The sequence below is a fragment of the Microvirga rosea genome (genome assembly GCF_020595095.1).
Lineage (GTDB): Bacteria > Pseudomonadota > Alphaproteobacteria > Rhizobiales > Beijerinckiaceae > Microvirga > Microvirga rosea.
In genome coordinates, this window is the sequence record NZ_JAJDOP010000009.1 from 91,228 (window position 1) to 117,765 (window position 26,538).

The 26,538-nt window shown below is 62.8% G+C and carries 27 protein-coding genes and 4 tRNA genes; 22 read left to right on the plus strand and 9 right to left on the minus strand.

Going from position 1 to position 26,538, the window contains the following annotated elements:
- Positions 1-183 precede the first annotated feature (183 nt).
- Together LJD17_RS19285 and LJD17_RS19290 are read left to right on the plus strand one after the other, a co-directional pair.
- The gene (locus LJD17_RS19285) at positions 184-747 is read left to right on the plus strand and encodes a nitroreductase family protein (RefSeq protein WP_227385837.1); all 564 of its coding nucleotides are present in this window, start codon (positions 184-186) and stop codon (positions 745-747) included.
- A gap of 6 nt (positions 748-753) precedes the next feature.
- The gene (locus tag LJD17_RS19290; protein WP_227385838.1) at positions 754-1,362 is read left to right on the plus strand and encodes a flavin reductase family protein; all 609 of its coding nucleotides are present in this window, start codon (positions 754-756) and stop codon (positions 1,360-1,362) included.
- Here LJD17_RS19290 and LJD17_RS19295 read toward each other — a convergent pair.
- From LJD17_RS19295 to LJD17_RS19305, 3 genes are all read right to left on the minus strand, one after another.
- On the minus strand, positions 1,359-2,231 hold the full coding sequence (locus LJD17_RS19295; protein ID WP_227385839.1) for an HpcH/HpaI aldolase/citrate lyase family protein: 873 nt from the start codon (positions 2,229-2,231) through the stop codon (positions 1,359-1,361). The two genes, LJD17_RS19290 and LJD17_RS19295, sit on opposite strands and share 4 nt — an antisense overlap.
- Positions 2,232-2,236: 5 nt before the next feature.
- Entirely contained in the window at positions 2,237-2,731 is a 495-nt protein-coding gene (locus tag LJD17_RS19300; protein ID WP_227385840.1) for a MaoC family dehydratase, read from the minus strand.
- Between the two features lie 69 nt (positions 2,732-2,800).
- The gene (locus LJD17_RS19305) at positions 2,801-3,574 is read right to left on the minus strand and encodes an NAD kinase (protein ID WP_227385841.1); all 774 of its coding nucleotides are present in this window, start codon (positions 3,572-3,574) and stop codon (positions 2,801-2,803) included.
- 48 nt (positions 3,575-3,622) lie between these two features.
- Between LJD17_RS19305 and cutA the strand changes: the two genes are divergently transcribed.
- A complete protein-coding gene (gene cutA, locus LJD17_RS19310) occupies positions 3,623-3,946 on the plus strand; it encodes a divalent-cation tolerance protein CutA (RefSeq protein WP_227385842.1) in 324 nt (107 codons plus the stop codon).
- A gap of 14 nt (positions 3,947-3,960) precedes the next feature.
- On the opposite strand, the gene LJD17_RS19315 is transcribed toward cutA, so the two are convergent.
- Together LJD17_RS19315 and LJD17_RS19320 are read right to left on the minus strand one after the other, a co-directional pair.
- Positions 3,961-4,932 (minus strand): MBL fold metallo-hydrolase, encoded by a 972-nt coding sequence (locus LJD17_RS19315; RefSeq protein WP_227385843.1) that lies wholly within the window; start codon positions 4,930-4,932, stop codon positions 3,961-3,963.
- Positions 4,933-5,035: 103 nt separating this feature from the next.
- Entirely contained in the window at positions 5,036-5,860 is an 825-nt protein-coding gene (locus LJD17_RS19320; RefSeq protein WP_227385844.1) for a TrmH family RNA methyltransferase, read from the minus strand.
- Positions 5,861-5,971: 111 nt separating this feature from the next.
- Here LJD17_RS19320 and LJD17_RS19325 point away from each other — a divergent pair, with 111 nt between their 5' ends.
- Both LJD17_RS19325 and LJD17_RS19330 read left to right on the plus strand, forming a co-directional pair.
- Entirely contained in the window at positions 5,972-6,142 is a 171-nt protein-coding gene (locus LJD17_RS19325) for a hypothetical protein (protein ID WP_227385845.1), read from the plus strand.
- A gap of 127 nt (positions 6,143-6,269) precedes the next feature.
- Positions 6,270-6,611 (plus strand): hypothetical protein, encoded by a 342-nt coding sequence (locus LJD17_RS19330; RefSeq protein ID WP_227385846.1) that lies wholly within the window; start codon positions 6,270-6,272, stop codon positions 6,609-6,611.
- Between the two features lie 286 nt (positions 6,612-6,897).
- Here LJD17_RS19330 and LJD17_RS19335 read toward each other — a convergent pair whose 3' ends face one another.
- Complete coding sequence (locus LJD17_RS19335) at positions 6,898-7,155, minus strand: hypothetical protein (protein WP_227385847.1); 258 nt, start codon at positions 7,153-7,155, stop codon at positions 6,898-6,900.
- A gap of 145 nt (positions 7,156-7,300) precedes the next feature.
- On the opposite strand from LJD17_RS19335, the gene LJD17_RS19340 reads away from it, so the two are divergent.
- The 4 genes from LJD17_RS19340 to LJD17_RS19355 all read left to right on the plus strand — a co-directional run bounded on the left by LJD17_RS19340 (position 7,301) and on the right by LJD17_RS19355 (position 12,123).
- Complete coding sequence (locus LJD17_RS19340) at positions 7,301-9,139, plus strand: adenylate cyclase (RefSeq protein WP_227385848.1); 1,839 nt, start codon at positions 7,301-7,303, stop codon at positions 9,137-9,139.
- A 198-nt stretch (positions 9,140-9,337) separates the two neighbouring features.
- Complete coding sequence (locus LJD17_RS19345; RefSeq protein WP_406600850.1) at positions 9,338-10,783, plus strand: DUF1254 domain-containing protein; 1,446 nt, start codon at positions 9,338-9,340, stop codon at positions 10,781-10,783.
- Between the two features lie 42 nt (positions 10,784-10,825).
- Positions 10,826-11,113, plus strand: a complete 288-nt coding sequence (locus LJD17_RS19350) for a hypothetical protein (RefSeq protein WP_227385849.1) — start codon at positions 10,826-10,828, stop codon at positions 11,111-11,113.
- Positions 11,114-11,223: 110 nt separating this feature from the next.
- Positions 11,224-12,123, plus strand: coding sequence for a hypothetical protein (locus LJD17_RS19355; RefSeq protein WP_227385850.1), 900 nt, complete (start codon positions 11,224-11,226; stop codon positions 12,121-12,123).
- A gap of 400 nt (positions 12,124-12,523) precedes the next feature.
- On the opposite strand, the gene LJD17_RS19360 is transcribed toward LJD17_RS19355, so the two are convergent.
- Positions 12,524-12,599 (minus strand) — tRNA-Thr (locus LJD17_RS19360).
- A gap of 142 nt (positions 12,600-12,741) precedes the next feature.
- Here LJD17_RS19360 and LJD17_RS19365 point away from each other — a divergent pair.
- Positions 12,742-13,059 carry a hypothetical protein gene (locus LJD17_RS19365; protein ID WP_227385851.1) on the plus strand — a complete coding sequence of 106 codons (318 nt, stop codon included), beginning with the start codon at positions 12,742-12,744 and terminating at the stop codon, positions 13,057-13,059.
- Positions 13,060-13,138: 79 nt separating this feature from the next.
- Here LJD17_RS19365 and LJD17_RS19370 read toward each other — a convergent pair whose 3' ends face one another.
- Positions 13,139-14,818 carry an MFS transporter gene (locus LJD17_RS19370; protein ID WP_227385852.1) on the minus strand — a complete coding sequence of 560 codons (1,680 nt, stop codon included), beginning with the start codon at positions 14,816-14,818 and terminating at the stop codon, positions 13,139-13,141.
- A 201-nt stretch (positions 14,819-15,019) separates the two neighbouring features.
- Positions 15,020-15,844 (minus strand): TrmH family RNA methyltransferase, encoded by an 825-nt coding sequence (locus LJD17_RS19375; RefSeq protein WP_227385853.1) that lies wholly within the window; start codon positions 15,842-15,844, stop codon positions 15,020-15,022.
- A gap of 184 nt (positions 15,845-16,028) precedes the next feature.
- Between LJD17_RS19375 and LJD17_RS19380 the strand changes: the two genes are divergently transcribed.
- The 12 genes from LJD17_RS19380 (at position 16,029) to rpoB (ending at position 26,505) form a co-directional block, all read left to right on the plus strand.
- Positions 16,029-16,113, plus strand: a tRNA-Tyr gene (locus LJD17_RS19380).
- A 27-nt stretch (positions 16,114-16,140) separates the two neighbouring features.
- Positions 16,141-16,214 (plus strand) — tRNA-Gly (locus LJD17_RS19385).
- Between the two features lie 91 nt (positions 16,215-16,305).
- Positions 16,306-16,896: a hypothetical protein gene (locus LJD17_RS19390; RefSeq protein ID WP_227385854.1), complete on the plus strand. Its 591-nt coding sequence runs from the start codon at positions 16,306-16,308 to the stop codon at positions 16,894-16,896.
- Between the two features lie 62 nt (positions 16,897-16,958).
- Positions 16,959-18,149 (plus strand): elongation factor Tu, encoded by a 1,191-nt coding sequence (gene tuf / locus LJD17_RS19395; protein ID WP_227385855.1) that lies wholly within the window; start codon positions 16,959-16,961, stop codon positions 18,147-18,149.
- 46 nt (positions 18,150-18,195) lie between these two features.
- Positions 18,196-18,272 (plus strand) — tRNA-Trp (locus LJD17_RS19400).
- Positions 18,273-18,436: 164 nt separating this feature from the next.
- A complete protein-coding gene (gene secE, locus LJD17_RS19405) occupies positions 18,437-18,637 on the plus strand; it encodes a preprotein translocase subunit SecE (protein WP_152586472.1) in 201 nt (66 codons plus the stop codon).
- A gap of 12 nt (positions 18,638-18,649) precedes the next feature.
- Positions 18,650-19,183, plus strand: coding sequence for a transcription termination/antitermination protein NusG (nusG, locus tag LJD17_RS19410; RefSeq protein ID WP_181052125.1), 534 nt, complete (start codon positions 18,650-18,652; stop codon positions 19,181-19,183).
- A gap of 164 nt (positions 19,184-19,347) precedes the next feature.
- Complete coding sequence (gene rplK / locus LJD17_RS19415; RefSeq protein ID WP_227385856.1) at positions 19,348-19,776, plus strand: 50S ribosomal protein L11; 429 nt, start codon at positions 19,348-19,350, stop codon at positions 19,774-19,776.
- A 10-nt stretch (positions 19,777-19,786) separates the two neighbouring features.
- A complete protein-coding gene (rplA, locus tag LJD17_RS19420; RefSeq protein ID WP_227385857.1) occupies positions 19,787-20,488 on the plus strand; it encodes a 50S ribosomal protein L1 in 702 nt (233 codons plus the stop codon).
- A 687-nt stretch (positions 20,489-21,175) separates the two neighbouring features.
- Entirely contained in the window at positions 21,176-21,694 is a 519-nt protein-coding gene (gene rplJ / locus LJD17_RS19425) for a 50S ribosomal protein L10 (RefSeq protein WP_227385858.1), read from the plus strand.
- A 51-nt stretch (positions 21,695-21,745) separates the two neighbouring features.
- The gene (gene rplL / locus LJD17_RS19430) at positions 21,746-22,123 is read left to right on the plus strand and encodes a 50S ribosomal protein L7/L12 (RefSeq protein ID WP_227385859.1); all 378 of its coding nucleotides are present in this window, start codon (positions 21,746-21,748) and stop codon (positions 22,121-22,123) included.
- Between the two features lie 251 nt (positions 22,124-22,374).
- Complete coding sequence (gene rpoB, locus LJD17_RS19435; protein WP_227385860.1) at positions 22,375-26,505, plus strand: DNA-directed RNA polymerase subunit beta; 4,131 nt, start codon at positions 22,375-22,377, stop codon at positions 26,503-26,505.
- The last annotated feature ends 33 nt before the right edge of the window (positions 26,506-26,538 follow it).

Here is a 26,538-nt window from a genome sequence, read left to right on the forward strand (position 1 = left end):
GTCGCCGTACTCCCCCTATACATCCGCTGCGGTTTCTGTTCTGCAACGGCCCCAAAATGCCCGCGCTTCCTCAAGCGCAACAAGAGGGCGAGACCATGGCAGGCAAAGCGCCGCCGAAATCCCGCTGCCCTTGAGGCATCTCAAAAGCATTGTCTCATATATTCCCTGTCGGATGAAGGTCCTATGAACGAAAGCCTTGCCCGCCTTGAGCAACGTCGCTCCGTCCCCGCCCGCTGGCTGAGCGAGCCGGGGCCGACACCCTCGGAGATCGACACGCTTTTGACCGTTGCGGCCCGCGTGCCCGATCACGGGAAGCTCGTTCCGTGGCGCTTCATCCTCATCGAAGGGGAGGGACGCCAGCGGTTGGGCGAGGTGCTGGTGGGGGCCTTCAAGGCCGACCAGCCCGAGGCGGAGGCCGAAAAGGTGGAGGCGGAGCGCACCAGGTTCTCGCATGCGCCGCTCGTGGTCGCGGTCGTATCGAGGGTCACGCCCCACGTGAAGATCCCCGATTGGGAGCAGGTGCTGTCGGCGGGCGCCGTCTGCATGAATCTCCTCAACGGAGCGACCGCGCTCGGGTTCGGGGCGGTTTGGCTCACAGGTTGGGCCGCGTTCGACCGGCGGGTGCTCGACGCGCTCGGCCTCGCGCCGGAGGAGCGCATCGCCGGCTTCATCCACATCGGGACGGCGAGTGAGACGCCCACCGACCGGGCGCGTCCCGCCCTTGCCGATATCGTGACCCGCTTCTGACGAACCATGTTCTACGAAACCGCCACCAAGAACCACGGCCTTCCCCACGACCCCTTCAAGGCCATCGTGACGCCCCGGCCCATCGGCTGGATCACGGCGATGAGCGGGAAAGGGGAGGTGAATCTGTCGCCCTACTCGTTCTTCAATGCGATCGGCGAGAATCCGCCGATGGTCGCCTTTTCGTCCAACGGGCGGAAGGATGCGGTCACATTCATCGAGGAAACCAAGGAATTCGTCTGCAACGTCGCGAGCTTCGACTTGCGGGATCAGCTCAATTTGACCTCCGCCCCCCTGGCGCGGGGCGAGAACGAGATGGTTCATGCCGGGCTGGAGGCCGCACCCTCGCGCCTCGTGAAGCCGCCGCGGGTGGCTCAGGCACCGGCGGCCCTCGAATGCCGATGGGTCCAGACCGTTCCGCTCGTGCCCCTGGAGGGCGGAACGCCGACCTATTTCCTGGTCATCGGTCAGGTTGTCGGCATTCACATCGACGACCGCTTCATCGTGGACGGTTTGGTCGATACCGCGGCCATGCGGCCGATCGCCCGCTCCGGCTATCGCGACTACTTCGTTGCGACGCCCGAGACAAAGTTCGCCATGACGAGACCGGGCGGCTAGCGCTTTCCGGCTCTTGTCAGGAGGCGCTCGGCCCGGACCAGATGGGGGCGGTCGAGCATCTCGCCGGCGACCCCCACGACGCCCGCGCCTGGAGAGGCTTGAAAGGCCGCGATGACGGCCTCTGCCCGCGCGACGGCCTCTTGCGACGGCGTGAACGCCTCGTTGATCACCGGAACCTGTGCCGGATGGATCGCCATCTTGGCGACGAACCCGTCCCTGCGAGCCTCCCGGCACTCGGCGGCGAGGCCCTCGAGGTCACGAAAGTTGGTGTAGACCGCATCGACCGCATCGACGCCCGCCGCCGCCGCCCCCAAAAGGGTCAGGGAGCGCACCAGACGATAAGGGTCGGTATAAAGGCCATTCTCCCCTCGGTTTCCTTCGGCTCCGATATCGGCGGAAAGATCTTCCCCGCCCCATGCAAGGCCCGCGAGCCTGTGACTCGCGCCCGCGAACGTGCCGAGGGCAAAAACGCCAAGGGCATTCTCGGTGGCGATGGCGAGGATCCGGGTGCCGCCATCATCGAGACCGAACTCGGCTTCCCGCACGGCGAGCTTTGCGCCCAGATGGGCCGCGTCGACCCCGCCGACGGCCTTCGGCAGCACGACGCCATGCGGACCCGCGCGCATGACACCATCGAGGTCATCGTCGATCAGGCCGGAGGTCAGGCCGTTCACCCGGACATAGAGGCGCGGCCCCGCCGGTTGGCCCTTTGCTTCCGTCAGGAAGGAGGCCGTCGTGGCGCGTGCCTCGGCCTTGGCATCGAGGGCAACCGAATCTTCCAGATCGATCAGAAGAGCATCGGCCCCGGACAGGAGGGCCTTTTCGAGTTTCTTGCGGCTGTCGCCGGGAACGAACAGGAGCGAGCGCATCGGCCTCAAACCTCGATCGTCGTGTCGCGCTTGCGCATGAAGGCCTGCCGGCGGCACTCGGCCACAAGGGTGCCGTCCTGCTTGTAGGCCCGGTGGATGAAGTCGACGATCCCCGCATCCGGGCGCGAGCGCGATTCCCGCTTTGCGACGATCTCGGTCGTGACGTTGATCGTATCGCCTTCGAACAGGGGGGCGGGGAACTTCACGTCCGTCATGCCCAGATTGGCGATGGTGGTGCCCACGGTCGTGTCGTTCACGGAGATGCCGATCATCAACCCGAGGGTGAACAGGGAGTTCATGAGGGGGCGGCCCCATTCGGTCTCGGTTGCGCAGAAATGCGCGTCGATATGAAGGGGCTGCGGATTGAGCGTCATGTTGGAGAAGAGCATGTTGTCCATCTGCGTCACCGTCCGGGTCAGGCGGTGGCGCATGATGTCGCCGATCACGAAATCCTCGAAGAAGAGGCCGCCCCTCGGGTGCCTTTTGCTCTCATCGCTCATGTGGAGATCCTTGTTTCGCCCATGGCCGCCCGGTGGCCGACCTGCCGATGCTCCGGCCCGCGCCGAAGGTCAATAGCCGAATTGCTCTCTCAGAATCCGTTCGTCGAGGCTGTGACCGGGATCGTGCAGCATCACGAGGTCGATGCTGCGGTCCATGGAAGCGTGGACCCTTGAGATATCACGGAATTCCGTGTGATCCGCCACGGCGCTCACCGGTCTCTCGATGGGATCCATCACCTCGATCTGGATCTTGGCATAGTCAGGCAGCAGCGCCCCCCGCCAGTGGCGCGGCCGAAAGGCCGAAATGGGCGTCAGCGCCAGAAGGGGGGCATTGAGAGGAAGAATCGGCCCGTCGACCGAAAGGTTGTAGGCCGTGGACCCCGCCGGGGTCGCGATCAGGACCCCGTCGGACATCAGTTCGGAAAGCCGGACCTGGTTGTCGATGCTGACCCGCAGTTTCGCGGCCTGATAGGTCTGTCTCAGCATGGAGACTTCGTTGATCGCGCGGGCCGTATGGGAGGTCCCGCGCACGTCCCAGGCCACCATCAGGAGGGGATGGGCGACGCTGCGCTCCGAGGCCTCGAGCCGATCGAACAGCTCGTCCTCGCGGAACTCGTTCATGAGAAAGCCGACCGTGCCCTTGTTCATGCCGTAGATCGGCTTCGACCTGCCCATGAAGCGATGAAGCGTGCGGAGCATGAGCCCGTCGCCGCCGAGCGCCACGATCACATCCGCATCGTCGGGCTCCACGCTCGGATAACGGCCCTTCAGCAGCGCGAGCGCGGATTGCGCTTCCGCCGTCGGACTGGCAACGAATGCGACATGGTTGAAACGGCGCGCCATGCCCGGGTACCCTCCTCACGCCAAACGGCTATTGGAAGAAGGCATAGCATGGAGAGCCCACTTCTCGTCTATACGACCTTTCCCGATGTCGACACCGCATTGAGCGTCGGCGAGGATCTGGTCCGGGAGCGAATGATCGCCTGCATGAATGTGCTGCCCGGAATGCGCTCGGTCTACGCCTGGAAAGGGTCGGTCGAGCGAGGCGCGGAGGCAATCGCCATTCTCAAGACGCGAAAGAGCCTGCAGGATCAGGTTCTGCAGGCTCTCAAAAGCCGCCATCCCTATGAGACGCCGGTCATCCTGACCATCGAGCCGGGTGCGGATGCGGACACCCTTGCCTGGCTTGTCGGCGAGACGACTGTGCCCACCTAGGACTGCTTCTGCGGTTAGAGGCCGGAGCTCCATTGCACCGGAACGAACCGGTAGCCGTTGCCGTCCTTCGCGATATGGCCCGTCGCAGGGAAGGGGGCATGATAAAAAGCGACCTGCGCCCGTTCGGCGGAGGCCATGTCGAGCATCTTATGCCGCGTCTGGCGCGCCGTCTCGGCATCCATGTCGAAAACGGCGGACCAGTCGGGATTCCGGACGAAGAGCGCCGGATGGTTCGTCACGTCGGACATGACGATCAGCTTTCCCTGTCCGGAGTTCAGCATGTAGGACGTATGGCCCGGCGTGTGACCGGGCGTCGCGATCGAGGTGAGGCCGGGTACGATCTCCTTGCCGGCATCATAGCGCTTCACGTCCTTCGCGACGGGATCGAATACCCGGTGAACCCCCTGGAAGGCGCCCTTCATGGCCTCCGGAGCCTGGCTCATCCGGGCATCGTCCATCCAGAAGTCCCATTCCTGAGCCGGCACCATGATTTCCGCCTTCGGAAAGACGGCCGTCCCGTCCTTCAACCGCAGGCCGTTGATATGGTCGCCGTGGAAATGGCTGATGACCACCGTGTCAACTTGGGCAGGATCGAACCCGGCCGCGCGGAAATTCGACATCCAGGTGCCGGAGGTGGGGGCGCCCATGTCGCCGTTGCCGGTGTCGATCAAAGTGACGCGGCCATTTTGCCGGATCGCAAGGGTCGTGAAAGTCAGCGGGATTTTGTCGGCAGGAAGAAAGGCATCCTGCATCGCTTTCTTGACGTCGTTGAGCTCCGCGTTGCGGATGAAGCCTTCCAACGGGCGATAGGCGAAACCGTCGTTGATGGCGGTCACTTCGATGTCCCCCACCTTGTAGCGGTAATAGCCGGGGGCTTGGCGCGACGATGTCGTGGTGCCCTGGGGAGCGGGGCTCGATTGAGCCAGGGCGGAGCCGGCAACCGGAATAGCGGTACTTGCAAGAATGGCGCGACGGGTCAGCGTCATGAGAACCTCTCTGGAAAAAGGATCGTCAAGGCTAGAGAGCGACTTCAAGAGCGCAAGAGCTTGGCCTTTCACGAATCGGCGAGCGTCAGCGTCCGAAGCGGGTTCAGTCGTCTGTCCGCGTGAGCTGGTACAGTGCGATCCCGCTCGTTGTGGCGACATTCAAGGAGTCGAACCCGCCACTCATCGGAATCGTGACCGAGCGGGTTTGGGCAAGAAGCTCCGGCGGCAGACCGGGACCTTCGGCGCCGAGGAGCAGGGCCGTCCGACCCTGAGGCTTGATCCGGCTGAGAGGCTCGGCGCCCGACGGGGAAAGGGACAGGATCTCGAAACCTGAGCTTCGAAGGTGTTCGAGCAGGTTTTCCGCCGAACCGGCGCGGGTGAACGGAACGACCAGGGATCCCCCGACGGCGACACGGATGGCTTTCCGGTAAAGCGGATCGCAGGTCGTGTCATCGAGCAGAACGCCGTCTGCCCCGAAAGCGGCGGCATTGCGAAAGATGCCGCCGACATTGTCGTGATTCGCAAGCCCGACGAGCCCGAGCACAAGGGCGTTTGGCGGCAGCCCGTTCAGAAATTGCCTGGGGGGAGCGGAGGGAATTCTACGGGCGATAGCCAGGATGCCGCGATGAATGGGAAATCCGACGATCGCGTCCATGACGGAGCGGCCCGCCGCATAAACTGGAACTCCAGCGGGCACTTTCGCCAGAAGATCGCTCATTCCTTCGACACGGTTTTCCGACAGCAGGAGCGATTCCACCGCAAAACGCTCCTGCCGAAGCAGGACCCGCAGCACGACCTCGCCTTCCGCCACGAAGAGATTTTGCCGTCCGATCAGGTCGCGCTCGCGAACCGCCCGGTAAGGTTCGATTCGGGGATCGTCGGGGTCTGTGATCGTAACCGTGTTCGGCATCGGGTCGGGTGCAGCCATGAGTTCGATTGTTCCGACCTATGGCGGCGCTTGAGCGCGGGAACAACGACTTTCTGTCTCTGTTAGCCCCACGCGATAGGTTCTGGTCGATCTTTATGGAGGCAGACGGTCATGGATATGTTGGGTGGATGGCTATGGGCGCTTGTCGTTATCGGAGGCCCTGTTCTCCTCGGCATCGCGCTTTTCCTGTTTTCGGCGAACCGGCGCAAAATGACCCGGCGGGAAGTGCAGGCTTCCGAGCAGAGTGCACGGGAGAACTGGGGCAAGGAGCGGGTTCGCTGATTGGACGGCGAAGTCGAAAGGCGATAGCCCGGTTATTTTCTAAAATGCTATAACATTAAGTATCGGTTCATCTCCAATCGCTATCCTGCAGGGACCGTTATCTGCAACGATGAGTTTGGAACCAGACATGAACCATTCCAGCGTAAAACCGATCGGCTCCGCCTTGTTCGCCGTGCTGCTTGCGGCTTTTTCAAGTGAGGCCTTGGCGTTCCCCGTGATCCAATCCCCCGCAGAATCGGCCACGGGCAGTCAGATGCTTCACAAGGCCTGGCACAGCGGCGTTCCCCACAGGCGGGTCATTGGCGATCGTGTCTATGGAGGTTATTGTCCTCCGCAGGGGTGCCCCGCCTGGACACAGCGCGATCTTCGGCAGGATCCCCGCACGGGAGAATGGTACAGCCCGGAAAATGAGCGGCGGCGGTACGAGCCTGAGCCGCGCGAACATCGCGGACGCCGTCATCGTTACTGAATATTGGACGTCTCGGGCGCCACCTAACTATCAGGGTGCTTTGTCAAGCGACCTTCTACTCGAGCGGCTGCTGCAAATCCCCCTGGCCAGGAGGGGAGCTTCTCCTGACGTGCTTCCTCCGAGCGATTCAGCAAGTCGGTGCTTCCGGGGGGCACGTCATCACCAAATCGTGGCGAATGTTGCTCGCCCATACATGGGTGAAGCAGTAACGGTGCTTCTTGATCCCGTCAGCCGCTCGGCACACGCCCATAGCCGCCGTTTGATGATGCGGGGCGCGGCGGCGCCGTCATGGCTGTCTGGTGTCTTTGCGGCGGTCCAGCTCGGCCTCGATCTCGAATGCCAAATCCCGCACCAGCTCCCGGTACTCCGCGCATCGGGCCCCCCGCACGGCTGACATCGATCGCTCCCAGTGCAACAGGGCTGCCTGCGCCGCGGTGAGATCCTCGCAGAGTGATCGGAAGCTCTCGTTCGTCCGGGCCAGCTCCTCGATCGCATGTCCCCGGTCGGGGAAGCGGGCAATAGCGGCCTGGACGGCGTGATCCATGGGGTAACCCCGCTGCCGGGTTCAGACAGCGCCGATGCGCCGTCCCATAGTGATCAGCATTGACCCATACCGCAGGCGTGAGGAGTATGTTACGGTAGGTTACGGGAAGAGGCGTCTCGTACGCCCGCGGACAACGGACCGATCCATGCTCGGCCAAAGCGACGGCACAGTCGGTGCCTCGCCCCAGGTGCAGTCGTCGCCTGCGGCGGAGGATGTGCGCGCCCAGCTCGCCATTCTCCTCACCAGCCCAGACCTCGATGCTCCGGCGCGGGCCCGCAAGTTCCTGCACTATGTCGTCGAGGAGACGCTCGCCGGGCGCGCCGACCGCATCAAGGCCTATGCCATCGGCACCGAGGTGTTCCGGCGGAGTTCGGACTTCGATGCTCAGAGCGATCCGGTCGTGCGCATCGAGGCCGGACGGCTGCGCCGGGCCCTGGAGCGCTACTATCTCTCCGATGGCGTGTCGGACCCGGTGATCATCACCATCCCCAAGGGGGCGTATGTCCCGCACTTCGCCTGGCGCGCGCAGGCCACGATCCCTCACCCTTCCGCACCAACCATTCTGTCACCGGCAAAGAGCCAGGTCGGTTCGCCGCGACGGCGCTGGATGCCCTGGATTGGCGCGGCAGTCCTTCTGATCGCCGTCCTTACCCTCCTTGCCGCGCTCGTCCTGTGGAACACGGGGCGAGACGGCCCGGCCCGCCCCTCCCAGGCGTCCGCTCCCATGCCTCTCGGCAGGCCGACCCTCGTCGTGATGCCGTTCGAGGATCTGGGAGAGCTTCCGGCAACCAGGACCTACGCCGCCGGCCTGACCGAGGAAGTCCTGAGCCAGCTAGCTCGCTTCAAGGAGATCACCGTCCTCGGCCGGGAGACGTCGCGGACCATCCCGCCGGGAGCGGATGCCGCCCGTATCCGTCAAGACCTCGGCGTCCGGTACGTGCTCGAGGGCAGCGTCCGGGCCGCGGCGCATCGCCTGCGCATCACGGGGCGTCTCGTCGATGCCGGGACCGGCACCGTCCTGTGGTCGCAGACCTACGACGAGGATTTGCAGGTCCGCGATCTCTTTACGATCCAGGACGACGTCGCCCGCAAGGTCGCGACCGCCGTGGCGCAGCCCTACGGCATCATCCAGCGCGCCGACCAAACTCAAGCCGGCGCCCGCCCGCCGGACGACCTTGAGGCCTATGCGTGCACGCTGCGGTTCTATGATTACCGGGCCGCCCTGTCCGAGGACAGTCATGCGGCCATCCGGACCTGCCTTGAAAGGGCCGTGGCGCTCCATCCGGATTATGCGACCGCCTGGGCGATGCTGTCTGTCCTGTATCTCGACGAGGATCGGTTCGGGTTCAATCCGAGGGCGGGGTCCAGCAACCCGATCCAGCGCTCGCTCGATGCCGCTCGCCGCGGGATCCGCCTCGATCCGGAGAACGTGCGAGCGCTCCAAGCCCTGATGATGGTATTGTTCTTTGCCCAGCAACCCACGGAAGCGCTGGAGATCGGTGAGCGGGCCGTCGCCTTGAACCCGAACGACACCGAGCTGCTCGGCGAGTTCGGCACCCGTCTGGGCCAGGCCGGAGCTTGGCAGCGCGGCGCCGAGCTGCTGGAGCAGGCTCTTGCCCGCAATCCGCGCCACTCCGGCTATTACAGCGGCACGCTGGCAGTTTACGCCTATATGCAGCGCGACTACGCCCGCGCCGAGACCTTGATACGCCAGGCGAGGCTGGAGAAATTTCCCCTTTATCACTTCGTCGCCGCCGTCATCTACGCCCAGCTCGACAAGGCGCCGGAAGCCGCTGCGGCCCGCGACGAGTTCTTGCGGATGCGCCCGACCATCTTCGAGCATTGGGATGAGGAGATGGCCAAGCGGAACTACCGGCCGGAGGACGCAGCGCATTTTGCCGCGGGCGCCCGCAAGGCCGGTTTTCCGGTGCCGGCCTGGACGGCCGCGGAAGCGACCCTTCAGGCGCCCGCTCAGCAGCGCTGACCCGCACTGCCTCTACGTAACCTACACGATGCTACAGGCGCGAATGCTCCACCATTGCTAGCGTCCAGGAGTGGCATGGCGGCCAGGAGGATTGCGCTCAAGGACGCTGTCGAGCGGGGAGCCGCCAGTCGGGATCGCCGGGCTGGGCAAGTCAGGTGTCACACAGTCCTCGATAACCTAACGCAAGGGAGATTTGTCATGCCTTTGGATCTGACCCGTCGCCAGGCGACGATCGGTGCCTTGAGTCTTCTCGCCGGAACCTCTGTGAGCACGGTGAGCGAGGCTCACTTGGGCGAGCTGTTGGGCATCGATGACGGCCTCGAGGAGTTCTGGCTCGCAACCGACGCGTACATCTACGGCTATCCGCTGGTCACAATGGAGATGACGCGCCGCGTGATCACCAATGTGGCCGCCCCTGAAGGTACCCGGGCGCCCATGGGCCACCTCATCAAGCTCCGGCATTATCCGGATGCCGCGTTCCGCGACGTGACGGCGCCCAATGCGGACACGCTCTACACCACCGCGTTCGTCGATGTCGGCCAGGAGCCCTGGGTGCTGGGCCTGCCGGACATGAAGGACCGCTATTATCTGATGCCGATGCTGGACGGCTGGACGACGGTCTTCCAGGTTCCGGGCAAGCGCACCACGGGCACCGGACCCCAGACATACGCCATAACCGGGCCCGGCTGGACCGGTACGCTGCCGCAGGGTGTCAAGGAGTACAAGTCACCCACCAACATCGTCTGGCTTCTCGGCCGCATCTACTGCACGGGCACGCCGGAAGATTATGCGGAGGTGCACGCACTCCAGGACCAGGTCAAGCTGATGCCGCTCAGCGCCTACGGCAAGCCGTATACGCCGCCTGCCGGCAAGGTCGATCCGTCGATCGACATGAAGACCGCCGTACGCGATCAGGTGAACCGCATGGACGCGGTGGCGTACTTCACCCTGCTGGCACAGCTGATGAAGACCAATCCACCAGCGGCGGCCGATGCTCCGGCCCTCGCCAAGTTCGCTCGTATCGGGCTCGTTCCCGGCCAGGACTTTGATGCGAGCAAGCTGCGTGCCGATTTCTCCAAACGCATTCCGGAGATTGCCAACGATCGGATCATGATCCAGTTCAAGATCAACAAGGACGTTCACGATATCGACGGCTGGGGCTTTACGACGAAGACCGGCATCTACGGCACCGACTATCTGATGCGGGCTCTCGTTACGGCGATCGGACTCGGAGCCAATCGCCCGCAGGACGCCGTCTATCCGACCTCGCAGAAGGACGGCGACGGCCAAGTCTACGACGGGGCCAACAAGTACGTCATGCGCTTCGCCAAGGGCCAGTTGCCGCCCGTCGAGGGCTTCTGGTCCCTGACGATGTATGACGGCGCCTATTTCTTCGTACCCAACCCGATCAACCGCTATTCGGTCAGCGCCCGCCAGAATCTGAAAGCCAATCCCGATGGCTCGATCGACCTCTATATCCAGAAGGATTCGCCGGGGGCGGACAAGGAATCGAACTGGCTGCCCGCTCCGGCCGGCAAGTTCATCCTTATGCTCCGCATGTATTGGCCGAATGAGAGCAACCCGTCGATCATCGACGGCACGTGGACGATACCGCCGGTCAAGAAGGTGAGCGATCGGGCTTAGCCGGGTGCGAGTGCCGACCGCTCAAATCCACAGGAGGAATCGATGATGAGGTATCTGCTCACATTCTCTGTCCTCGCCTTGACGGCGACGTCGGCGGCCGCGCAGGTCGGACCCCCGACGTCCCAGCGGACCTGCGGCGCCAATCGCCAGCTCGTCATGAAAGAAGGCGCGGTCGTCCTCGATACGAGCCCCTCCACTTATGCCCGCTTCGTCCGGAGCGGGGCGGAATGCCTCGTCGACCAGTTCCCGGAGCCGGCCTGGGTTCCGAGCTCCAACAATCCGCAATGCTTCATCGGCTATAGATGCAAGGATGGGACCGACGATTTCTGATGCCACTGATACGGCCGCAGAATTGAGGGGCTAGCCAAGCTGGCCAACACTTGCGATCCTGCGGCCGGCAATCGGTGTTTCGTCGCAAACCCAGACCCTGGAGGACGATCGTGGAGACTGGCGCCCTCGGATTTCGTCGTGGCGTGCTCGCATCTTTCTGCGCACTGCTCGGGATGGCGGCAAACGCCTGGGCCGCAGACCTGGGGCCCGCCCCGTCGCCCATCGTTGAACCGCTTCCCGTGCCGCCCGCATGGAGCTTCCGCTTCGTGCCCTATGGCTGGCTTACCTCCCTGAATGGGACCCAGACCGTGCGCGGGCGCTCGGTGAAGGTCGATGCCAGCTTCGTGGACATCGTCGAAAAGAGCGACACGCTGGTGGCCCTGATGGGGGACCTGGAAGCCCGCAACGGGCCCTTCGCCCTGCTGGGCAACGTGGTCTGGAGCAAGATCGGCGCCGAGGGCGGCAATGTCAGGAGCCGAGCCCTGGCGCCCGGCGTGGCGGGAACCCTCGGCACGTCGCTGGGGGTCGACATCACGATGGCCATCGCCGAAGTCGGCGTCGCCTACGAGGTTGCCCGTTTCGGCTCGCTGGCGTTCGACGTTCTGGGTGGGGCACGATACTGGCATCAGCGGGCCGATCTGTCGCTTGCTGTCGCGGCGACAGTCGACGTCGGCGATCTCGAGATTGCGGGGGGCCGGGCGCTCGCTCGCTCCGGCTCGGTCGATTGGCTCGATCCGATCGTCGGCGCACGTCTGCGGTACACGGTGGCGCCAGGACACGAGATCATCCTGCGCGGCGACATCGGCGGGTTTGGCGTGGGGAGCGACTTTTCCTGGCAGGCCATCGGCGCTTATGGATTTGAGCTCGGCAGCTATCAGGGCATCACGTTTTCGGGCGTGATCGGCTACCGTGCGCTTTATGTCGATTACGTCCAGGGCGAGGGCCGGCAGCGCTACGAATTCGACATGCTTCAGCATGGACCCGTGATCGGCCTCAGCGCCCGCTTCTGACGGGCGGGATGGCCGACGGTCTTGGCGTCGTTGCGGAATGCCGCCGAGGAGTATCAGGGCCTCGTGTTCCGAACGATGCGAAGGATAACCGCTCGGTCTATCGGGCGTTAACGCGCTTTTCCATCAGGGCCTAGATGATCGCCGCTCCCTGACGTCCCCGGTTGGCAATCACGCCGCGCGGACCGGGATCTTTTTCTCCCTGGGAGAACGCCGCCCTCCAAAGCAGTGAAGGGGGAGAACGGAGCCGGAATCATTTTGGGGATTTTTTGGGACTTCTTGCAGCGGCTCCTGCGATTCCTGTCCGTTTTATGCCGTTTTGTTCTTCAGTGAACGAGCGAGCACTCCGTCCCACGCATGGCGACAAGATCATGAAATATAAAGGATTTTCGCTGTGCGGGAATGGTGCCGGTTGCGGGACTCGAACTCGCGACCTACCGCTTACAAGGCGGTTGCTCTACCAACTGAGCTAAACCGGCGCTCCCGTATGGCCGATGAGGTAGCAGCGCGGGAAGCAGGGCGCAAGTTCCCTTTAAAGTTAAAAATAATGTGCTCCGCAGCACCGCAACCAACGCCCTGGCATGGAATTGTTAACGGAAGGTTGCTGAGGAGTTCTAACCCATGATGGGTCCCAAATCATACACGGCATCGAAATTCCCGTTTCCCGATGCCCGAGGCGGTTTCTTCGCCGCCGGGATGGTTGCATGTCTCGTTTTGGGCGCGATTCCGGCCCAGGCGTCCCATGTGGCTTCGCATACGACAGCCCAGACGGATGCCAAGCTGAAAAAGACCTCTGGCACAACCGTGGCCGTCAAAGATCCGGACACGACCGGGTCCGTCCAGGTTCACGACGAGAAGTCGAACTGCAATCGCTCCCGCAAGAAGCTCTGGGTCGAGGATGAAGGCTGGATCGTGCGTCAGGTGACGACGTGCTACTGATCGCTTTCTTCGAGCCTCGCCATGTGAAAAGCCCCGCCAATGGCGGGGCTTTCCGTTTGAAAGACCGGTTTGCGAGCGATCAGTCGTTCTCGTAGGTGAAGATGTCGCGGTTCTTCGTTTCAGGCATGAAGAGCAGGCCGATCACGAAGGTCGCGAGAGCAACGATCACCGGATACCAAAGGCCGGAGAAGATGTTGCCCGAGGCCGCCACGATCGCGAAGGCGGTGGGAGGCAGGAAGCCGCCGAACCAGCCGTTGCCGATGTGGTAGGGCAGGGACATGCCTGTGTAGCGAATCCGGGTCGGGAAAAGCTCCACCAGCATGGCGGCGATCGGGCCGTACACCATCGTCACGTAGAGGACGAGGATGAACAGGAGGCCGATGCCTGCCAGCGCCCGGCTGTCGGAGAGCACGCCGCCGACCGACGGTGTCTTGAGGATCGTCGGATCGCCGGCCTTCGGATAACCCGCCGCCTGCGCCGCGGCCACGAGGGCAGCGCCGGTCTTGTCCGCGACGGGAACCTCGGTGCCGTTGATCTTCGCCGTCAAGGGCGTCCCTGCCGGAGCCTTGATCAGGTCATAGTGGATCGAGTTGTTCGCGAGATTACGACGAATGACGTCGCACGGCTCGGTGAATACCCGCACGCCCACCGGATCGAACAGGAAGCCGCAATTGGCGGGATCTGCCGTAAGCTCAAGCTTTACCTGGTTGGTGGCATCGATCAGCTTCGGATTCACCGTCCGGGCAAGGCTGGAAAACAGCGGGAAGTAGGTGATGGCCGCAATCAGGCAGCCGATGAGCAGGATCGGCTTGCGGCCGACCTTGTCCGACAGCCAACCAAAGAAGATGAAGAACGGCGTGCCGAGAAGAAGCGCAAAGGCGATCATCAGATTCGCCGTCGTCCCGTCCAGCTTCAAGGTCTGAGTCAGGAAGAACAGGGCGTAGAATTGGCCCGTGTACCAAACCACCGCCTGACCGGCCGTGCCGCCGAGAAGGGCCACGAGGGCCACCTTGGCATTGTCCCACCGTCCGAAAGCTTCCGTAAGGGGCGCCTTCGAATGAGTGCCTTCTTCCTTCATCTTCTGGAAAGCCGGCGACTCGTTGAGCTGCAGGCGGATCCAGACCGAGAAGGCCAGGAGGATGATCGAAAGCAGGAACGGAATGCGCCAGCCGTAAGCCGCGAAGGCTTCGGGCGACATGCTGAGGCGAAGCACGAGAATCACGATCAGGGACAGGAAGAGACCGACCGTCGCCGTGGTCTGAATCCACGACGTGTAGAAGCCGCGCCGTCCATGGGGCGCATGTTCCGCCACGTAGGTTGCCGCGCCGCCATATTCGCCACCGAGCGCGAGGCCCTGAAGCAGGCGGCAAAGGATGAACACCGTCGGCGCCAGGTAGCCGATCGATTCGTAGCCGGGCAGCAGGCCGACCACGAAGGTGGCGAGGCCCATGATGGTCATGGTGACCAGGAAGGTATACTTGCGGCCGATCATGTCGCCGAGCCGGCCGAACACCAAGGCGCCGAACGGGCGTACCGCGAAGCCGGCCGCGAAGCCGAACAACACGAAGATGAATTTGGCCGTATCATTGGTGCCGGGAACGAAGTTCTGACTGATATTCGCGGCCAGGGAGCCGGCGAGATAGAAGTCGTACCATTCGAAGACCGTTCCGGCAGAGGAGGCGACGATGACCTTCCTCTCCTCCCGGCTCATAGGTCGGACTGCGGCGTCCGTCCTTGGCGTTGTTGCTGCTGTTGCCATAGCATTTCCTTCCAAAGTGTGATGATGCCCGTTGTGCCGGGTCTTGATTTCCGCATGCCATGAGCACCGGAATCTTTCAGGATGGAAAGCTAGCTGCAGCTTCAGCCGCCACAATTCTCAATTGGTAGTTTCGACTTCCGTCTAAGGCAGATGGGGTCGTCGACAATAAGATAATATTGCCAACAGGTTAGCGTTCTATCGTCACGAACTGCCCGCCGCCATGACGGCCTTGGTCACCGCAAAAAGGGAGATCGCTGCGGCGTTCGAAACGTTCAGGCTCTTGATCGCGCCGGGCATGTCGAGGCGGCCGATGACATCGCAGCATTCCCGTGTCCGTTGCCGCAGGCCCTTTCCTTCGGATCCAAGCACGAGAACGACCGGCAGCCTGAGGGGCGTCTCGTCGAGGCGATTCTCTCCCGACGAATCAAGTCCGACGCGCTGAAAGCCTCTGTCGCCCAAGGCGATCAGGGTATCGGCCAGGTTGCGGACGATCATGAACGGCACATGTTCCAGCCCGCCCGAGGCCGATTTCGCCAGAACGCCGGTGGCGGCGGGGCTGTGCCGCGCGGTCGTGATGATCGCCTCGACCCCGAAGGCGGCTGCCGTGCGCACGATGGCGCCGACATTGTGCGGATCCGTGATCTGGTCGAGCGCCAGGACGACCTTTTGGCCGCTCAGGGTGTCGACGTTGGGCGAGGGAAGGGGGGATGCCTCCATGTAGAGCCCCTGATGAACGGCGTCTGCTTCCACGAGACGATTGATCTCGTCCGGCCGGACGATGTCCGGCTCCTGCGGCAGCAGCGATCCGAGTTCCTCATGAAGGCGGCGGGCCGAATTCTCGGTCGCCAGGAGCCGGCGAATCGCCCGCTTGCCGTTGCGGAGAGCCTCCGTGACCGGATGCCATCCGTAGAGAACGACGGTCTCGGGATCGCCAAAAGTGCGGCGCGGCCCATGGTCACGATTCCCCTTCTTGTCGGGGCGGCGTTGAAAGCGGGGCTTGCGGGAAGAAAAGGGGCGATCGCTCATGGGACTCGTTCTGTTCGGAGACCTGAGCACATAGCACAGGACACCATGATCTCGACACCCGACACGCCGATTGCGCTTTGGTGTTGACACCGGCCATCCGGGTCACCATAAGAGCGCCCACGGAAGCCCCGGTGGGGCGCTTTCGTCGACGACCTCAGGCGCGATGCGCTCTGGTTGGGCAAATGGGGGAATGTCCCGAGCGGCAAAGGGGGCGGACTGTAAATCCGCTGGCTACGCCTTCGTAGGTTCGAGTCCTACTTCCCCCACCACCCAAACCTCTGCTAGCCTTTGGTCACGCGGGTGTAGCTCAATGGTAGAGCAGCAGCCTTCCAAGCTGAATACGAGGGTTCGATTCCCTTCACCCGCTCCATTTCCCTTCAAACTCCGACTTTGGTTCCCGTTGCGGAGGCTTGGCCGTTCATGTAGCGCCGTTCGTCGTTCTCGATGAATGGATTCCTTACATGTTGCGCCGATTCTTCCTTTTTGCCGCGCTCGGGTTGGCCCTTGCGGGATGCGTGACGGCCTCGAATACGCTTTCACCCGATCAGGTCGCGAATCTCCGCCTGGAGAGCGTGACGGTGGCCTTCGCGCCTTCCGCCCGAATCTGGTGGGGCGATGGCGAGCGCGCCTATGCGGCGTCGAAGGGGCTCCCGATCCAAGATTCCGACGCATTGGGCAAGACGCCGGAAGGCCAGGCCTACGTTCAGGGCATCATCGCCGCCAAGCTGCGCGATGCCATGACGCGCAATCTGGCCGGCTACCTTGCCGGCACGCGGCCCGCCAGGGTCGAGGTGATGGTCAAGGAGCTCGAAATTGCATCCACCATCCAGAAGATCGTCGTGGGGGGCAACTACAGGCTCAGGGCTGACGTCAACATCGTCGATGCCAAATCGGGGGCCGTGCTGCTGGCCTTCAACGATCAAAGCGCCGTCCGGGGAGCCGGCGGCGGATTGCTGGGCGTTTTGGTGGATAAAGCCCTTTTGGCGGAGCCGATCGACCAGATTGTGGAGAACTATGCGAGCCAATATCGAAATTGGCTCTTGCGCAATTAGCGCAACCGCAATATCGGGACGCCCTGAGAATTTTGTTCCTGGCCTCGGTAAGGTAGAGATCAATGGCGAAGGAAAAGTTTGAGCGGAATAAGCCGCACTGCAACATTGGGACGATTGGCCACGTTGACCATGGCAAGACGTCCCTGACGGCGGCGATCACGAAGGTTCTGGCGGAGTCGGGCGGGGCGACGTTCACGGCGTACGACCAAATCGACAAGGCGCCGGAAGAAAAGGCGCGCGGCATCACGATCTCGACCGCGCACGTGGAATACGAGACGACCAACCGTCACTATGCCCACGTGGACTGCCCCGGCCACGCCGACTACGTGAAGAACATGATCACGGGTGCGGCGCAGATGGACGGCGCGATCCTGGTGGTGTCGTCGGCGGACGGCCCGATGCCGCAGACCCGCGAGCACATCCTTCTGGCGCGCCAGGTCGGCGTTCCGGCGCTTGTGGTGTTCATGAACAAGGTCGACATGGTGGACGATCCGGAGCTTCTGGATCTGGTCGAGCTTGAAGTGCGCGAGCTTTTGTCGAAGTACGACTTCCCGGGGGACGACATCCCGATCGTGAAGGGCTCGGCTCTTTGCGCGCTGGAAGACCGTTCGCCTGAGATCGGCCGCGATGCGGTTTTGAAGCTGATGGCCGAGGTTGACCGCTACATCCCGCAGCCGGAGCGTCCGGTGGACCAGCCGTTCCTGATGCCGATCGAAGACGTGTTCTCGATCTCGGGTCGTGGCACGGTGGTGACGGGTCGCGTTGAGCGCGGCATCATCAAGGTGGGCGAGGAAGTGGAAATCGTCGGCCTGAAGGCGACGGTGAAGACGACGGTGACGGGCGTCGAGATGTTCCGCAAGCTTCTGGACCAGGGCCAGGCGGGCGACAACGTGGGCGTTCTTCTGCGCGGCACGAAGCGCGAGGACGTGGAGCGCGGCCAGGTGCTGTGCAAGCCCGGCTCGATCAAGCCGCACACGAAGTTCAAGGCCGAGGCCTACATCCTGACGAAGGAAGAGGGTGGCCGTCATACGCCGTTCTTCACCAACTATCGTCCGCAGTTCTACTTCCGCACGACGGACGTGACGGGTGTGGTGACGCTGCCTGAGGGCACCGAGATGGTGATGCCTGGGGACAACATTGCGATGGAAGTGACGCTGATTGCTCCGATCGCCATGGAAGAAAAGCTGCGCTTTGCCATCCGCGAAGGCGGCCGCACCGTCGGTGCCGGCGTCGTCGCTCAGGTCATGGATTAAGTTTAGAGTTCCGGGCGGCGGAATGCCGCCGCCCGTGATCCGCCGGAGGAGTGTAGCTCAATCGGCTAGAGCACCGGTCTCCAAAACCGGGGGTTGGGGGTTCGAGTCCCTCCACTCCTGCCAGCGGATCGACAAAGCGGGCGTTTTGCGCTAGAGAGCGCCCCAGTGATGGTTTCGAGGGTGGCGCGAAGCTCAAGAAAACGGCTTCGCGCCCCTTCACTTTGGGCCGAATGGTGCTCATGAGAGGACGTCCGCAATCATCGCAAGAGCTTGTGGGCGCAGGCGAAATGGCAAAGACGAACCCGTTCGATTTTCTACAGCAGGTACGCTCGGAAGCCGCAAAGGTGACCTGGCCGACCCGCAAGGAGACCATGATCACGACCGCCATGGTCTTCGTGATGGTCCTGGTCGCTTGCTTGTTCTTCTTCGTGGCCGATCAGGCCATGGGCTGGATGGTCCGCACGGTCCTTCTGGGTTTTGGCGGTTAAGGGGTGGATGCGATGACGAAGCGTTGGTACATCGTCCACGCTTATTCGAATTTCGAGAACAAGGTTGCTCAGTCGATCAAGGACCAGGCCGCTCAGCGTGGCCTGGAAGACAAGTTCGACGAGGTGATGGTCCCGACCGAGAAGGTCGTCGAGGTGCGCCGGGGCCGAAAGGTCGATACGGAGCGTAAGTTCTTCCCTGGCTACGTCCTGGTGAAGTGCGACCTCACGGACGAGGTTTATCATCTGATCAAGAACACCCCGAAGGTCACAGGCTTTCTGGGTGCCGACAAGTCCAAGCCGGTTCCGATTCCGGATCGGGAAGCGGAGCGGATCAAGGGGCAGGTCGCCGAGGGTGTCGATCATCCCAAGCCGTCCGTCAGCTTCGAGATCGGCGAGCAGGTCCGGGTTTCGGACGGCCCGTTCGCTTCCTTCAACGGCGTGGTCGAGGAAGTCGACGACGCCCGGGCCCGCCTCAAGGTGGCGGTGTCCATCTTCGGCCGCGCGACGCCGGTCGAGCTTGAATACGGTCAGGTCGAAAAGATCTGACGGTTAGCGGTGCCTTGAAAACGCCGCTTCTCTAGGCCCCAAGGGCCTTTCATCCGCGGGAGGTCCGCCCGGTCGCCAGCCGGGATCATCGGACTGAACCGCGACCTGCAACCACCATCCCGCTCGGTTGGCTCCGGGCGGTTGGTCCATTGGAGAGCAGTCCTATGGCAAAGAAAATCGCGGGCTACGTTAAGCTTCAAGTGCCCGCCGGCGCGGCCAATCCGTCGCCGCCGATCGGTCCCGCGCTCGGTCAGCGCGGTCTGAACATCATGGAATTCTGCAAGGCCTTCAACGCGAAGACCTCGCAGATGGAGAAGGGCACCCCGATCCCGGTGATAATCACCGCGTATCAGGACCGTTCCTTCACCTTCGAAATGAAGCAGCCCCCGGTCTCCTACTTCCTCAAGAAGGCGGCCAAGGTCGAGAAGGGCTCGCAGACCCCGGGCAAGGGCGGTAAGGCCGGTTCGGTCACGCGCGCTCAGATCCGCGAGATCGCCGAAAAGAAGATGGTCGATCTCAACTGCGACACCGTTGATTCCGCCGTGGCCATGATCGAGGGCTCCGCGCGCTCGATGGGCCTGGAAGTGGCGTAAGGAGGGCACCATGGCTGTGAAAGAGGGTAAGCGCATCCGCAGTGCCCGCGAGGGCATCGAGGTTGCAAAGCTCTATGGCATCCAGGATGCCGTGAAGCTGGTGAAGGAGCGGGCCAAGGCCAAGTTCGACGAGACCATCGAGGTCTCGATGAATCTCGGCGTCGATCCGCGCCACGCGGACCAGATGGTTCGTGGCGTCTGTAACCTGCCGAACGGCTCCGGCCGTACCGTGCGGGTTGCCGTGTTCGCCCGTGGCGCCAAGGCCGACGAGGCCAAGGCTGCCGGTGCTGACGTGGTTGGCGCCGAGGAGCTGTTCGAGACCGTCAACGGCGGCACGATCGATTTCGATCGCTGCATTGCCACCCCGGACATGATGCCGCTGGTCGGCCGTCTCGGTAAGGTGCTGGGCCCGCGCGGCCTGATGCCGAACCCGAAGGTCGGCACCGTGACCATGGACGTGAAGGGCGCGGTCGAAGCCGCCAAGGGCGGCGCGGTCGAGTTCCGCGTCGAGAAGGCCGGTATCGTCCATGCGGGCATCGGCAAGGCTTCCTTCGACGAGAACAAGCTCGTCGAGAACATCAAGGCGTTCGCCGATGCGGTCGCCAAGGCGAAGCCCACCGGCGCCAAGGGAACCTACATCCAGCGTGTCGCGATCTCGTCGACCATGGGTCCCGGCGTGAAAGTCGACCCGGCTTCGGTCATCAACGGCTAAGCTCGGATCATTCCTAGGAAAAGCCCGGTGTCCCGCACCGGGCTTTTTTGTGGCCGATTCGCCGTCTTCGGCATCGCTCCTGCTCATGCGGCTGTATTGCGGCGGGTGAGGGGGGCTATCGACGCAGTCCAACAAGACCGGGGTCGAGTAATGCCAAGCCTATAGGCTGGTTTCCCTAAGGATCGGGCTCGAAAAACGCTCTTGAAAAGCCGCGCATGAGCGCTTATCTCCGGCTTTGCTTCCATCTTTGCACGAAAAAGACACGCAAATGCCTCTTGGCTTTTGGGCTTCTAGGGCTTATGGAATCGCGTTGAGTTTTAATAATTGTCGATGCCTGGATCGTTTATCGAGGTATCGGCTACGAAATCCGCTCCGCAAGGAGCGGTGACAGGCCGGCGGGCCAAAGGACCTCCTTTGGCGCGTTCCGGCTATGTCCTGTCCGAGACTGCAGGTGCCGGCTCGCCGGTTTAATTCGAAAGATCCTGCATAGACGGGGAAGCCGAGTTTTTATGCCTGCATCAACGCAGGTGAAGAGGATCGGTTCGAACCATCTCACCCGGTGCGCCGCCAGGCGTCATTTGGGGGACAGGGCTTGCGAGAGCGTCGTTCAGGATGCCTCGGATGCAAGTCCGGGCCTTGAGCGGCAAATGCAACCGGCGGATATTTCCGCCAACCGGAGAGAGCCCAGTGGAAAGAGCAGCAAAGCGCGAGCTCGTCTCGACTCTCAACGACGTGTTTTCCAACACGAGCGTTGTCGTCGTTGCCCACTATGCTGGTCTTACGGTCGCTGACATGCAGAAGCTGCGCGCGCAGATGAAGCAGGCCGGCGCCACCGTGAAGGTCGCAAAAAACAGCCTCGCCAAAATCGCTCTCGAAGGCAAGGACGTCGCGTCCATCTCGGGCCTTATGAAAGGTCCGACCCTGATTGCTTACTCGAGCGATCCGGTCGCGGCTCCTAAGGTCGCTGTTGATTTCGCCAAGGGTAACGACAAGCTCGTCATCCTCGGCGGAGCAATGGGCACGACCGCCCTGAACGTGGACGGAGTAAAGGCACTTGCCACTCTGCCGTCCCTCGATGAACTGCGCGGCAAGCTGGTCGGCCTTATCCAGGCTCCGGCTACCAAGATCGCTCAGCTCAGCACTGCGCCGGCGGCGAAGCTCGCCCGCGTATTCGGGGCCTATGCCAAGACAGGCGAAGCGGCGTGAGGCCGTAACCTCAACCATCAAACTGTTCGAACTGAACTTAAGGATCTAAAAATGGCTGATCTTGCCAAGCTCGTTGACGATCTGTCGTCGCTGACCGTTCTCGAGGCCGCCGAGCTCTCGAAGATGCTCGAAGAGAAGTGGGGCGTTTCCGCTGCTGCGGCCGTTGCCGTCGCTGCTGCTCCTGGCGCCGGTGGCGCTGCTGCTCCGGCTGAAGAGCAGACCGAGTTCACGGTCATTCTCGCCTCCGCCGGCGACAAGAAGATCGAAGTGATTAAGGAAGTCCGTGGCATCACCGGCCTCGGTCTGAAGGAAGCCAAGGACCTCGTCGAAGGTGCGCCGAAGCCCGTTAAGGAAGGCGTTGCCAAGGACGAAGCCGAGAAGATCAAGGCGACCCTCGAGAAGGTCGGCGCCAAGGTCGAGCTTAAGTAATCTTGCGGCCTTCGGGTCGCGGGGTTCCCTGACTGCGTCAGGGTTCAAAAAACAAGCGGTCCCAAGCAGATTTGCTTGGGGCCGTTGTGTCGTCCAAGAGGTCTGGCCGATGAGCGGCCGGGTTTCTGGATGATCTTTCGGGGGTAAAACCCCGGTTTTGTGGTCTTTCTGACGGCACCGGCCGTCGGGCGGCTGATCGAGCCTCCGGGTGGCGGAGGCTCGATCAGCTGTAGATGAGGAACGAGGTCCAGATGGCCAACACACTGATCGGCCGGAAGCGCATTCGCAAGTTCTTCGGAAAAATCAGAGAAGTGGCGGAGATGCCGAACCTGATCGAGGTTCAGAAGGCATCGTACGACCAGTTCCTGATGGTCGATGAACCAAAGGGTGGCCGGCCGGAAGAGGGACTGCAGGCAGTCTTCAAGTCGGTTTTCCCGATCTCGGACTTCTCGAACACCGCCCTGCTGGAGTTCGTGAAGTACACGTTCGAGCCTCCGAAATACGACGTCGACGAGTGCCGCCAGCGCGGCATGACCTTTGCCGCGCCTCTCAAGGTGACTCTGCGCCTGATCGTGTTCGATGTGGATCCGGACACCGGCGCCCGCTCCGTGAAGGACATCAAGGAGCAGGACGTCTACATGGGCGACATGCCGCTCATGACGGACAACGGCACGTTCATCGTGAACGGCACCGAGCGCGTCATCGTCTCCCAGATGCACCGTTCTCCGGGCGTCTTCTTCGACCATGACAAGGGCAAGACCCACTCGTCGGGCAAGCTGCTCTTTGCTGCCCGCATCATTCCTTATCGCGGTTCCTGGCTCGACATTGAGTTCGACGCCAAGGACATCGTGTATGCCCGTATCGACCGGAAGCGTAAGATCCCGGTCACGTCGCTGCTTTACGCCCTCGGCCTCGACAACGAGGAGATCCTCAATACCTTCTACAACCGCGTGATCTACAAGCGCGCCAAGGAAGGCTGGACCGTTCCGTTCGACGCGGAGCGCATGAAGGGCTTCAAGGCCAGCGTGGACCTGATCGACGCCAAGACCGGCGAAGTCGTTCTCGAGGCAGGCAAAAAGCTGACCGCCCGTGCGGCCCGCCAGCTTGCCGAGAAGGGCCTCAAGGACCTGCGGGCGACGGACGAGGATCTCTACGGCCAGTATATCGCCGAGGATCTGGTCAACCCGAGCACAGGCGAGATCTACGCCGAAGCCGGCGAGGAGATCACCGAAAAGCTGCTGAAGGGCCTCGACGAGGCGGGCTTCAGCGAAATCCCGGTTCTCGACATCGATCACATCACGGTCGGCCCGTACATCCGCAACACCCTGGCGGTGGACAAGAACTCCGCCCGTGAGGACGCGCTGTTCGACATCTACCGGGTCATGCGCCCGGGCGAGCCGCCGATCCTCGAAACCGCCGAGGCGATGTTCAACTCGCTGTTCTTCGACGCCGAGCGCTACGACCTTTCGGCCGTGGGCCGCGTGAAGATGAACATGCGTCTTGACCTCGACGCGGAAGACACCGTGCGCACCCTGCGCCGTGAGGACATCCTCGCGGTGACGAAGGCGCTCGTGGATCTGCGTGACGGCAAGGGCGAGATCGACGACATCGACCATCTCGGCAACCGCCGGGTGCGTTCGGTCGGCGAGCTCATGGAAAATCAGTACCGCCTCGGTCTGCTCCGCATGGAGCGCGCGATCAAGGAGCGCATGTCCTCGGTCGATATCGACACGGTCATGCCGCAAGATCTGATCAACGCCAAGCCGGCCGCCGCCGCCGTTCGTGAGTTCTTTGGCTCTTCGCAGCTCTCGCAGTTCATGGACCAGACCAATCCGCTTTCGGAGGTCACCCACAAGCGTCGTCTCTCGGCTCTTGGCCCGGGCGGTCTGACCCGTGAGCGCGCAGGCTTCGAAGTCCGCGACGTGCACCCGACCCACTACGGCCGTATCTGCCCGATCGAAACGCCGGAAGGCCCGAATATCGGTCTGATCAACTCGCTGGCGACTTTCGCCCGCGTGAACAAGTACGGCTTCATCGAGACCCCGTTCCGCCGGGTTCGCGACGGCACGGTGACCGACGAGGTCATCTACCTCTCGGCCATGGAAGAGGCGAAGTACAACGTCGCCCAGGCGAACTCCACGATCGACGACGAGAACCGGCTCACCGAAGAGCTGGTGATCTGCCGCCGGGCCGGCGACAACATCGTCGTCGCCCCCGACCGGGTCGATCTCATGGAGGTCTCGCCCAAGCAGCTCGTGTCGGTCGCAGCCGCGCTCATTCCGTTCCTCGAGAACGACGACGCGAACCGCGCGCTCATGGGCTCGAACATGCAGCGCCAGGCCGTGCCGCTCGTTCAGGCCGATGCGCCCTTCGTGGGCACCGGCATGGAGGCGGTGGTCGCCCGCGATTCCGGCGCGGCCATCGCGGCCCGCCGGGCCGGCGTGGTCGACCAGGTGGACGCGACCCGTATCGTGATCCGTGCGACGGAAGAAACCGATCCGACCCGTCCGGGCGTCGACATCTACCGTCTGCAGAAGTTCCAGCGCTCGAACCAGTCGACCTGCATCACGCAGAAGCCGCTGATCCGCGCCGGCGATGTGGTCCGCAAGGGCGACATCATCGCGGACGGCCCGTCGACGGAACTCGGCGAGCTGGCGCTCGGCCGGAACGTGCTCGTCGCGTTCATGCCGTGGAACGGCTACAACTTCGAGGACTCCATCCTGCTCTCCGAGCGGATCGTGAAGGACGACGTGTTCACGTCGATCCATATCGAGGAGTTCGAGGTGATGGCCCGCGATACGAAGCTGGGTCCGGAGGAAATCACGCGCGACATCCCGAACGTTTCGGAAGAAGCGCTGAAGAACCTGGACGAAGCCGGTATCGTGTATATCGGCGCCGAGGTTCATGCAGGCGATATTCTGGTCGGCAAAATCACGCCGAAGGGCGAAAGCCCGATGACGCCGGAAGAAAAGCTTCTGCGCGCCATCTTCGGCGAGAAGGCCTCGGACGTGCGCGACACCAGCCTGCGCGTCCCCCCGGGCGTGACTGGCACCATCGTCGAAGTTCGCGTCTTCAACCGTCACGGTGTCGACAAGGACGAGCGTGCCCAGGCCATCGAGCGTGAGGAAATCGAGCGCCTCGCCAAGGACCGCGACGACGAGCAGGCGATCCTCGACCGTAACACCTATGCCCGCCTTGCCGAGATCCTGAACGGCCGGAAGGGCGTGGCTGGGCCGAAGGGCTACAAGAAGGATGCGCCGATCACGCGCGAGCTGCTCAATGAGTATCCTCGCTCGCAATGGTGGCAGTTTGCGGTCGAAGACGATGCTCTGATGACCGAGATCGAGGCCATGCAGAAGCAGTACGACGAGTCGAAGAAGCGCCTTGAACAGCGCTTCCTCGACAAGGTCGAGAAGCTGCAGCGTGGTGACGAGCTTCCGCCCGGCGTCATGAAGATGGTCAAGGTCTTCGTCGCGGTGAAGCGCAAGATCCAGCCCGGCGACAAGATGGCCGGCCGCCACGGCAACAAGGGTGTCGTGTCCCGCATCGTTCCGATCGAGGACATGCCGTTCCTTGAAGACGGCACCCATGCCGATATCGTGCTGAACCCGCTCGGCGTGCCGAGCCGCATGAACGTCGGTCAGATCCTCGAAACCCATCTCGGATGGGCGGCTGCCGGTCTCGGCAAGCAGGTTTCTCAGGCGGTCGACGCCTATTTGAAGTCTGGCCAGTCCAAGCCGCTGCGCGACCAGCTGGTGTCGATCTACGGCAACATGCCGGAAATCGATCAGGCTTCCGACGATGAGCTCATGGAGCTCGGCCATAACCTGCGGCGCGGTGTTCCGTTCGCAACGCCCGTCTTCGATGGCGCGAAGGAAGCGGATATCGAGGCGATGCTGGAGAAGGCCGGCCTGAATCCTTCGGGTCAGGTCGTGCTTTACGACGGCAAGACCGGCGAGCCTTTCGACCGCAGGGTCACCGTGGGCTACATCTACATGCTGAAGCTGCACCATCTCGTGGACGACAAGATCCACGCCCGTTCGATCGGCCCCTACAGCCTCGTCACCCAGCAGCCGCTGGGCGGAAAGGCGCAGTTCGGCGGTCAGCGGTTCGGCGAGATGGAGGTGTGGGCGCTCGAAGCTTACGGCGCGGCCTACACGCTTCAGGAGATGCTCACGGTCAAGTCGGACGACGTGGCGGGCCGTACCAAGGTCTACGAAGCCATCGTCCGTGGCGACGACACCTTCGAGTCCGGCATTCCGGAGAGCTTCAACGTTCTCGTGAAGGAAATGCGGTCACTCGGCCTGAACGTGGAACTCACGAACTCCAAGAAGGCCGCCAACGAGCCGGAGCAACTGCCTCCGTCCGAAGCGGCTGAGTAATTTTTACGTCGTCATCCCCGGGCGTCCGGTCCG

Excerpts from the sequence above, each read along its gene's own strand:
- LJD17_RS19315 (WP_227385843.1), bottom strand. The coding sequence starts at position 4,932 with ATGACGCTGACCCGTCGCGCCATTCTTGCAAGTACCGCTATTCCGGTT.
- LJD17_RS19285 (WP_227385837.1), top strand. The coding sequence starts at position 184 with ATGAACGAAAGCCTTGCCCGCCTTGAGCAACGTCGCTCCGTCCCCGCC.
- LJD17_RS19335 (WP_227385847.1), bottom strand. The coding sequence starts at position 7,155 with ATGGATCACGCCGTCCAGGCCGCTATTGCCCGCTTCCCCGACCGGGGA.
- LJD17_RS19365 (WP_227385851.1), top strand. The coding sequence starts at position 12,742 with ATGATGGGTCCCAAATCATACACGGCATCGAAATTCCCGTTTCCCGAT.
- secE (WP_152586472.1), top strand. The coding sequence starts at position 18,437 with ATGGCAAAGACGAACCCGTTCGATTTTCTACAGCAGGTACGCTCGGAA.
- LJD17_RS19320 (WP_227385844.1), bottom strand. The coding sequence starts at position 5,860 with ATGGCTGCACCCGACCCGATGCCGAACACGGTTACGATCACAGACCCC.
- rpoB (WP_227385860.1), top strand. The coding sequence starts at position 22,375 with ATGGCCAACACACTGATCGGCCGGAAGCGCATTCGCAAGTTCTTCGGA.
- nusG (WP_181052125.1), top strand. The coding sequence starts at position 18,650 with ATGACGAAGCGTTGGTACATCGTCCACGCTTATTCGAATTTCGAGAAC.
- LJD17_RS19340 (WP_227385848.1), top strand. The coding sequence starts at position 7,301 with ATGCTCGGCCAAAGCGACGGCACAGTCGGTGCCTCGCCCCAGGTGCAG.
- LJD17_RS19300 (WP_227385840.1), bottom strand. The coding sequence starts at position 2,731 with ATGAGCGATGAGAGCAAAAGGCACCCGAGGGGCGGCCTCTTCTTCGAG.
- LJD17_RS19370 (WP_227385852.1), bottom strand. The coding sequence starts at position 14,818 with ATGGCAACAGCAGCAACAACGCCAAGGACGGACGCCGCAGTCCGACCT.
- LJD17_RS19290 (WP_227385838.1), top strand. The coding sequence starts at position 754 with ATGTTCTACGAAACCGCCACCAAGAACCACGGCCTTCCCCACGACCCC.
- tuf (WP_227385855.1), top strand. The coding sequence starts at position 16,959 with ATGGCGAAGGAAAAGTTTGAGCGGAATAAGCCGCACTGCAACATTGGG.
- rplL (WP_227385859.1), top strand. The coding sequence starts at position 21,746 with ATGGCTGATCTTGCCAAGCTCGTTGACGATCTGTCGTCGCTGACCGTT.
- rplA (WP_227385857.1), top strand. The coding sequence starts at position 19,787 with ATGGCTGTGAAAGAGGGTAAGCGCATCCGCAGTGCCCGCGAGGGCATC.
- LJD17_RS19305 (WP_227385841.1), bottom strand. The coding sequence starts at position 3,574 with ATGGCGCGCCGTTTCAACCATGTCGCATTCGTTGCCAGTCCGACGGCG.
- LJD17_RS19325 (WP_227385845.1), top strand. The coding sequence starts at position 5,972 with ATGGATATGTTGGGTGGATGGCTATGGGCGCTTGTCGTTATCGGAGGC.
- LJD17_RS19375 (WP_227385853.1), bottom strand. The coding sequence starts at position 15,844 with ATGAGCGATCGCCCCTTTTCTTCCCGCAAGCCCCGCTTTCAACGCCGC.
- rplK (WP_227385856.1), top strand. The coding sequence starts at position 19,348 with ATGGCAAAGAAAATCGCGGGCTACGTTAAGCTTCAAGTGCCCGCCGGC.
- LJD17_RS19390 (WP_227385854.1), top strand. The coding sequence starts at position 16,306 with ATGTTGCGCCGATTCTTCCTTTTTGCCGCGCTCGGGTTGGCCCTTGCG.
- LJD17_RS19295 (WP_227385839.1), bottom strand. The coding sequence starts at position 2,231 with ATGCGCTCGCTCCTGTTCGTTCCCGGCGACAGCCGCAAGAAACTCGAA.
- LJD17_RS19350 (WP_227385849.1), top strand. The coding sequence starts at position 10,826 with ATGATGAGGTATCTGCTCACATTCTCTGTCCTCGCCTTGACGGCGACG.
- LJD17_RS19330 (WP_227385846.1), top strand. The coding sequence starts at position 6,270 with ATGAACCATTCCAGCGTAAAACCGATCGGCTCCGCCTTGTTCGCCGTG.
- cutA (WP_227385842.1), top strand. The coding sequence starts at position 3,623 with ATGGAGAGCCCACTTCTCGTCTATACGACCTTTCCCGATGTCGACACC.
- LJD17_RS19345 (WP_406600850.1), top strand. The coding sequence starts at position 9,338 with ATGCCTTTGGATCTGACCCGTCGCCAGGCGACGATCGGTGCCTTGAGT.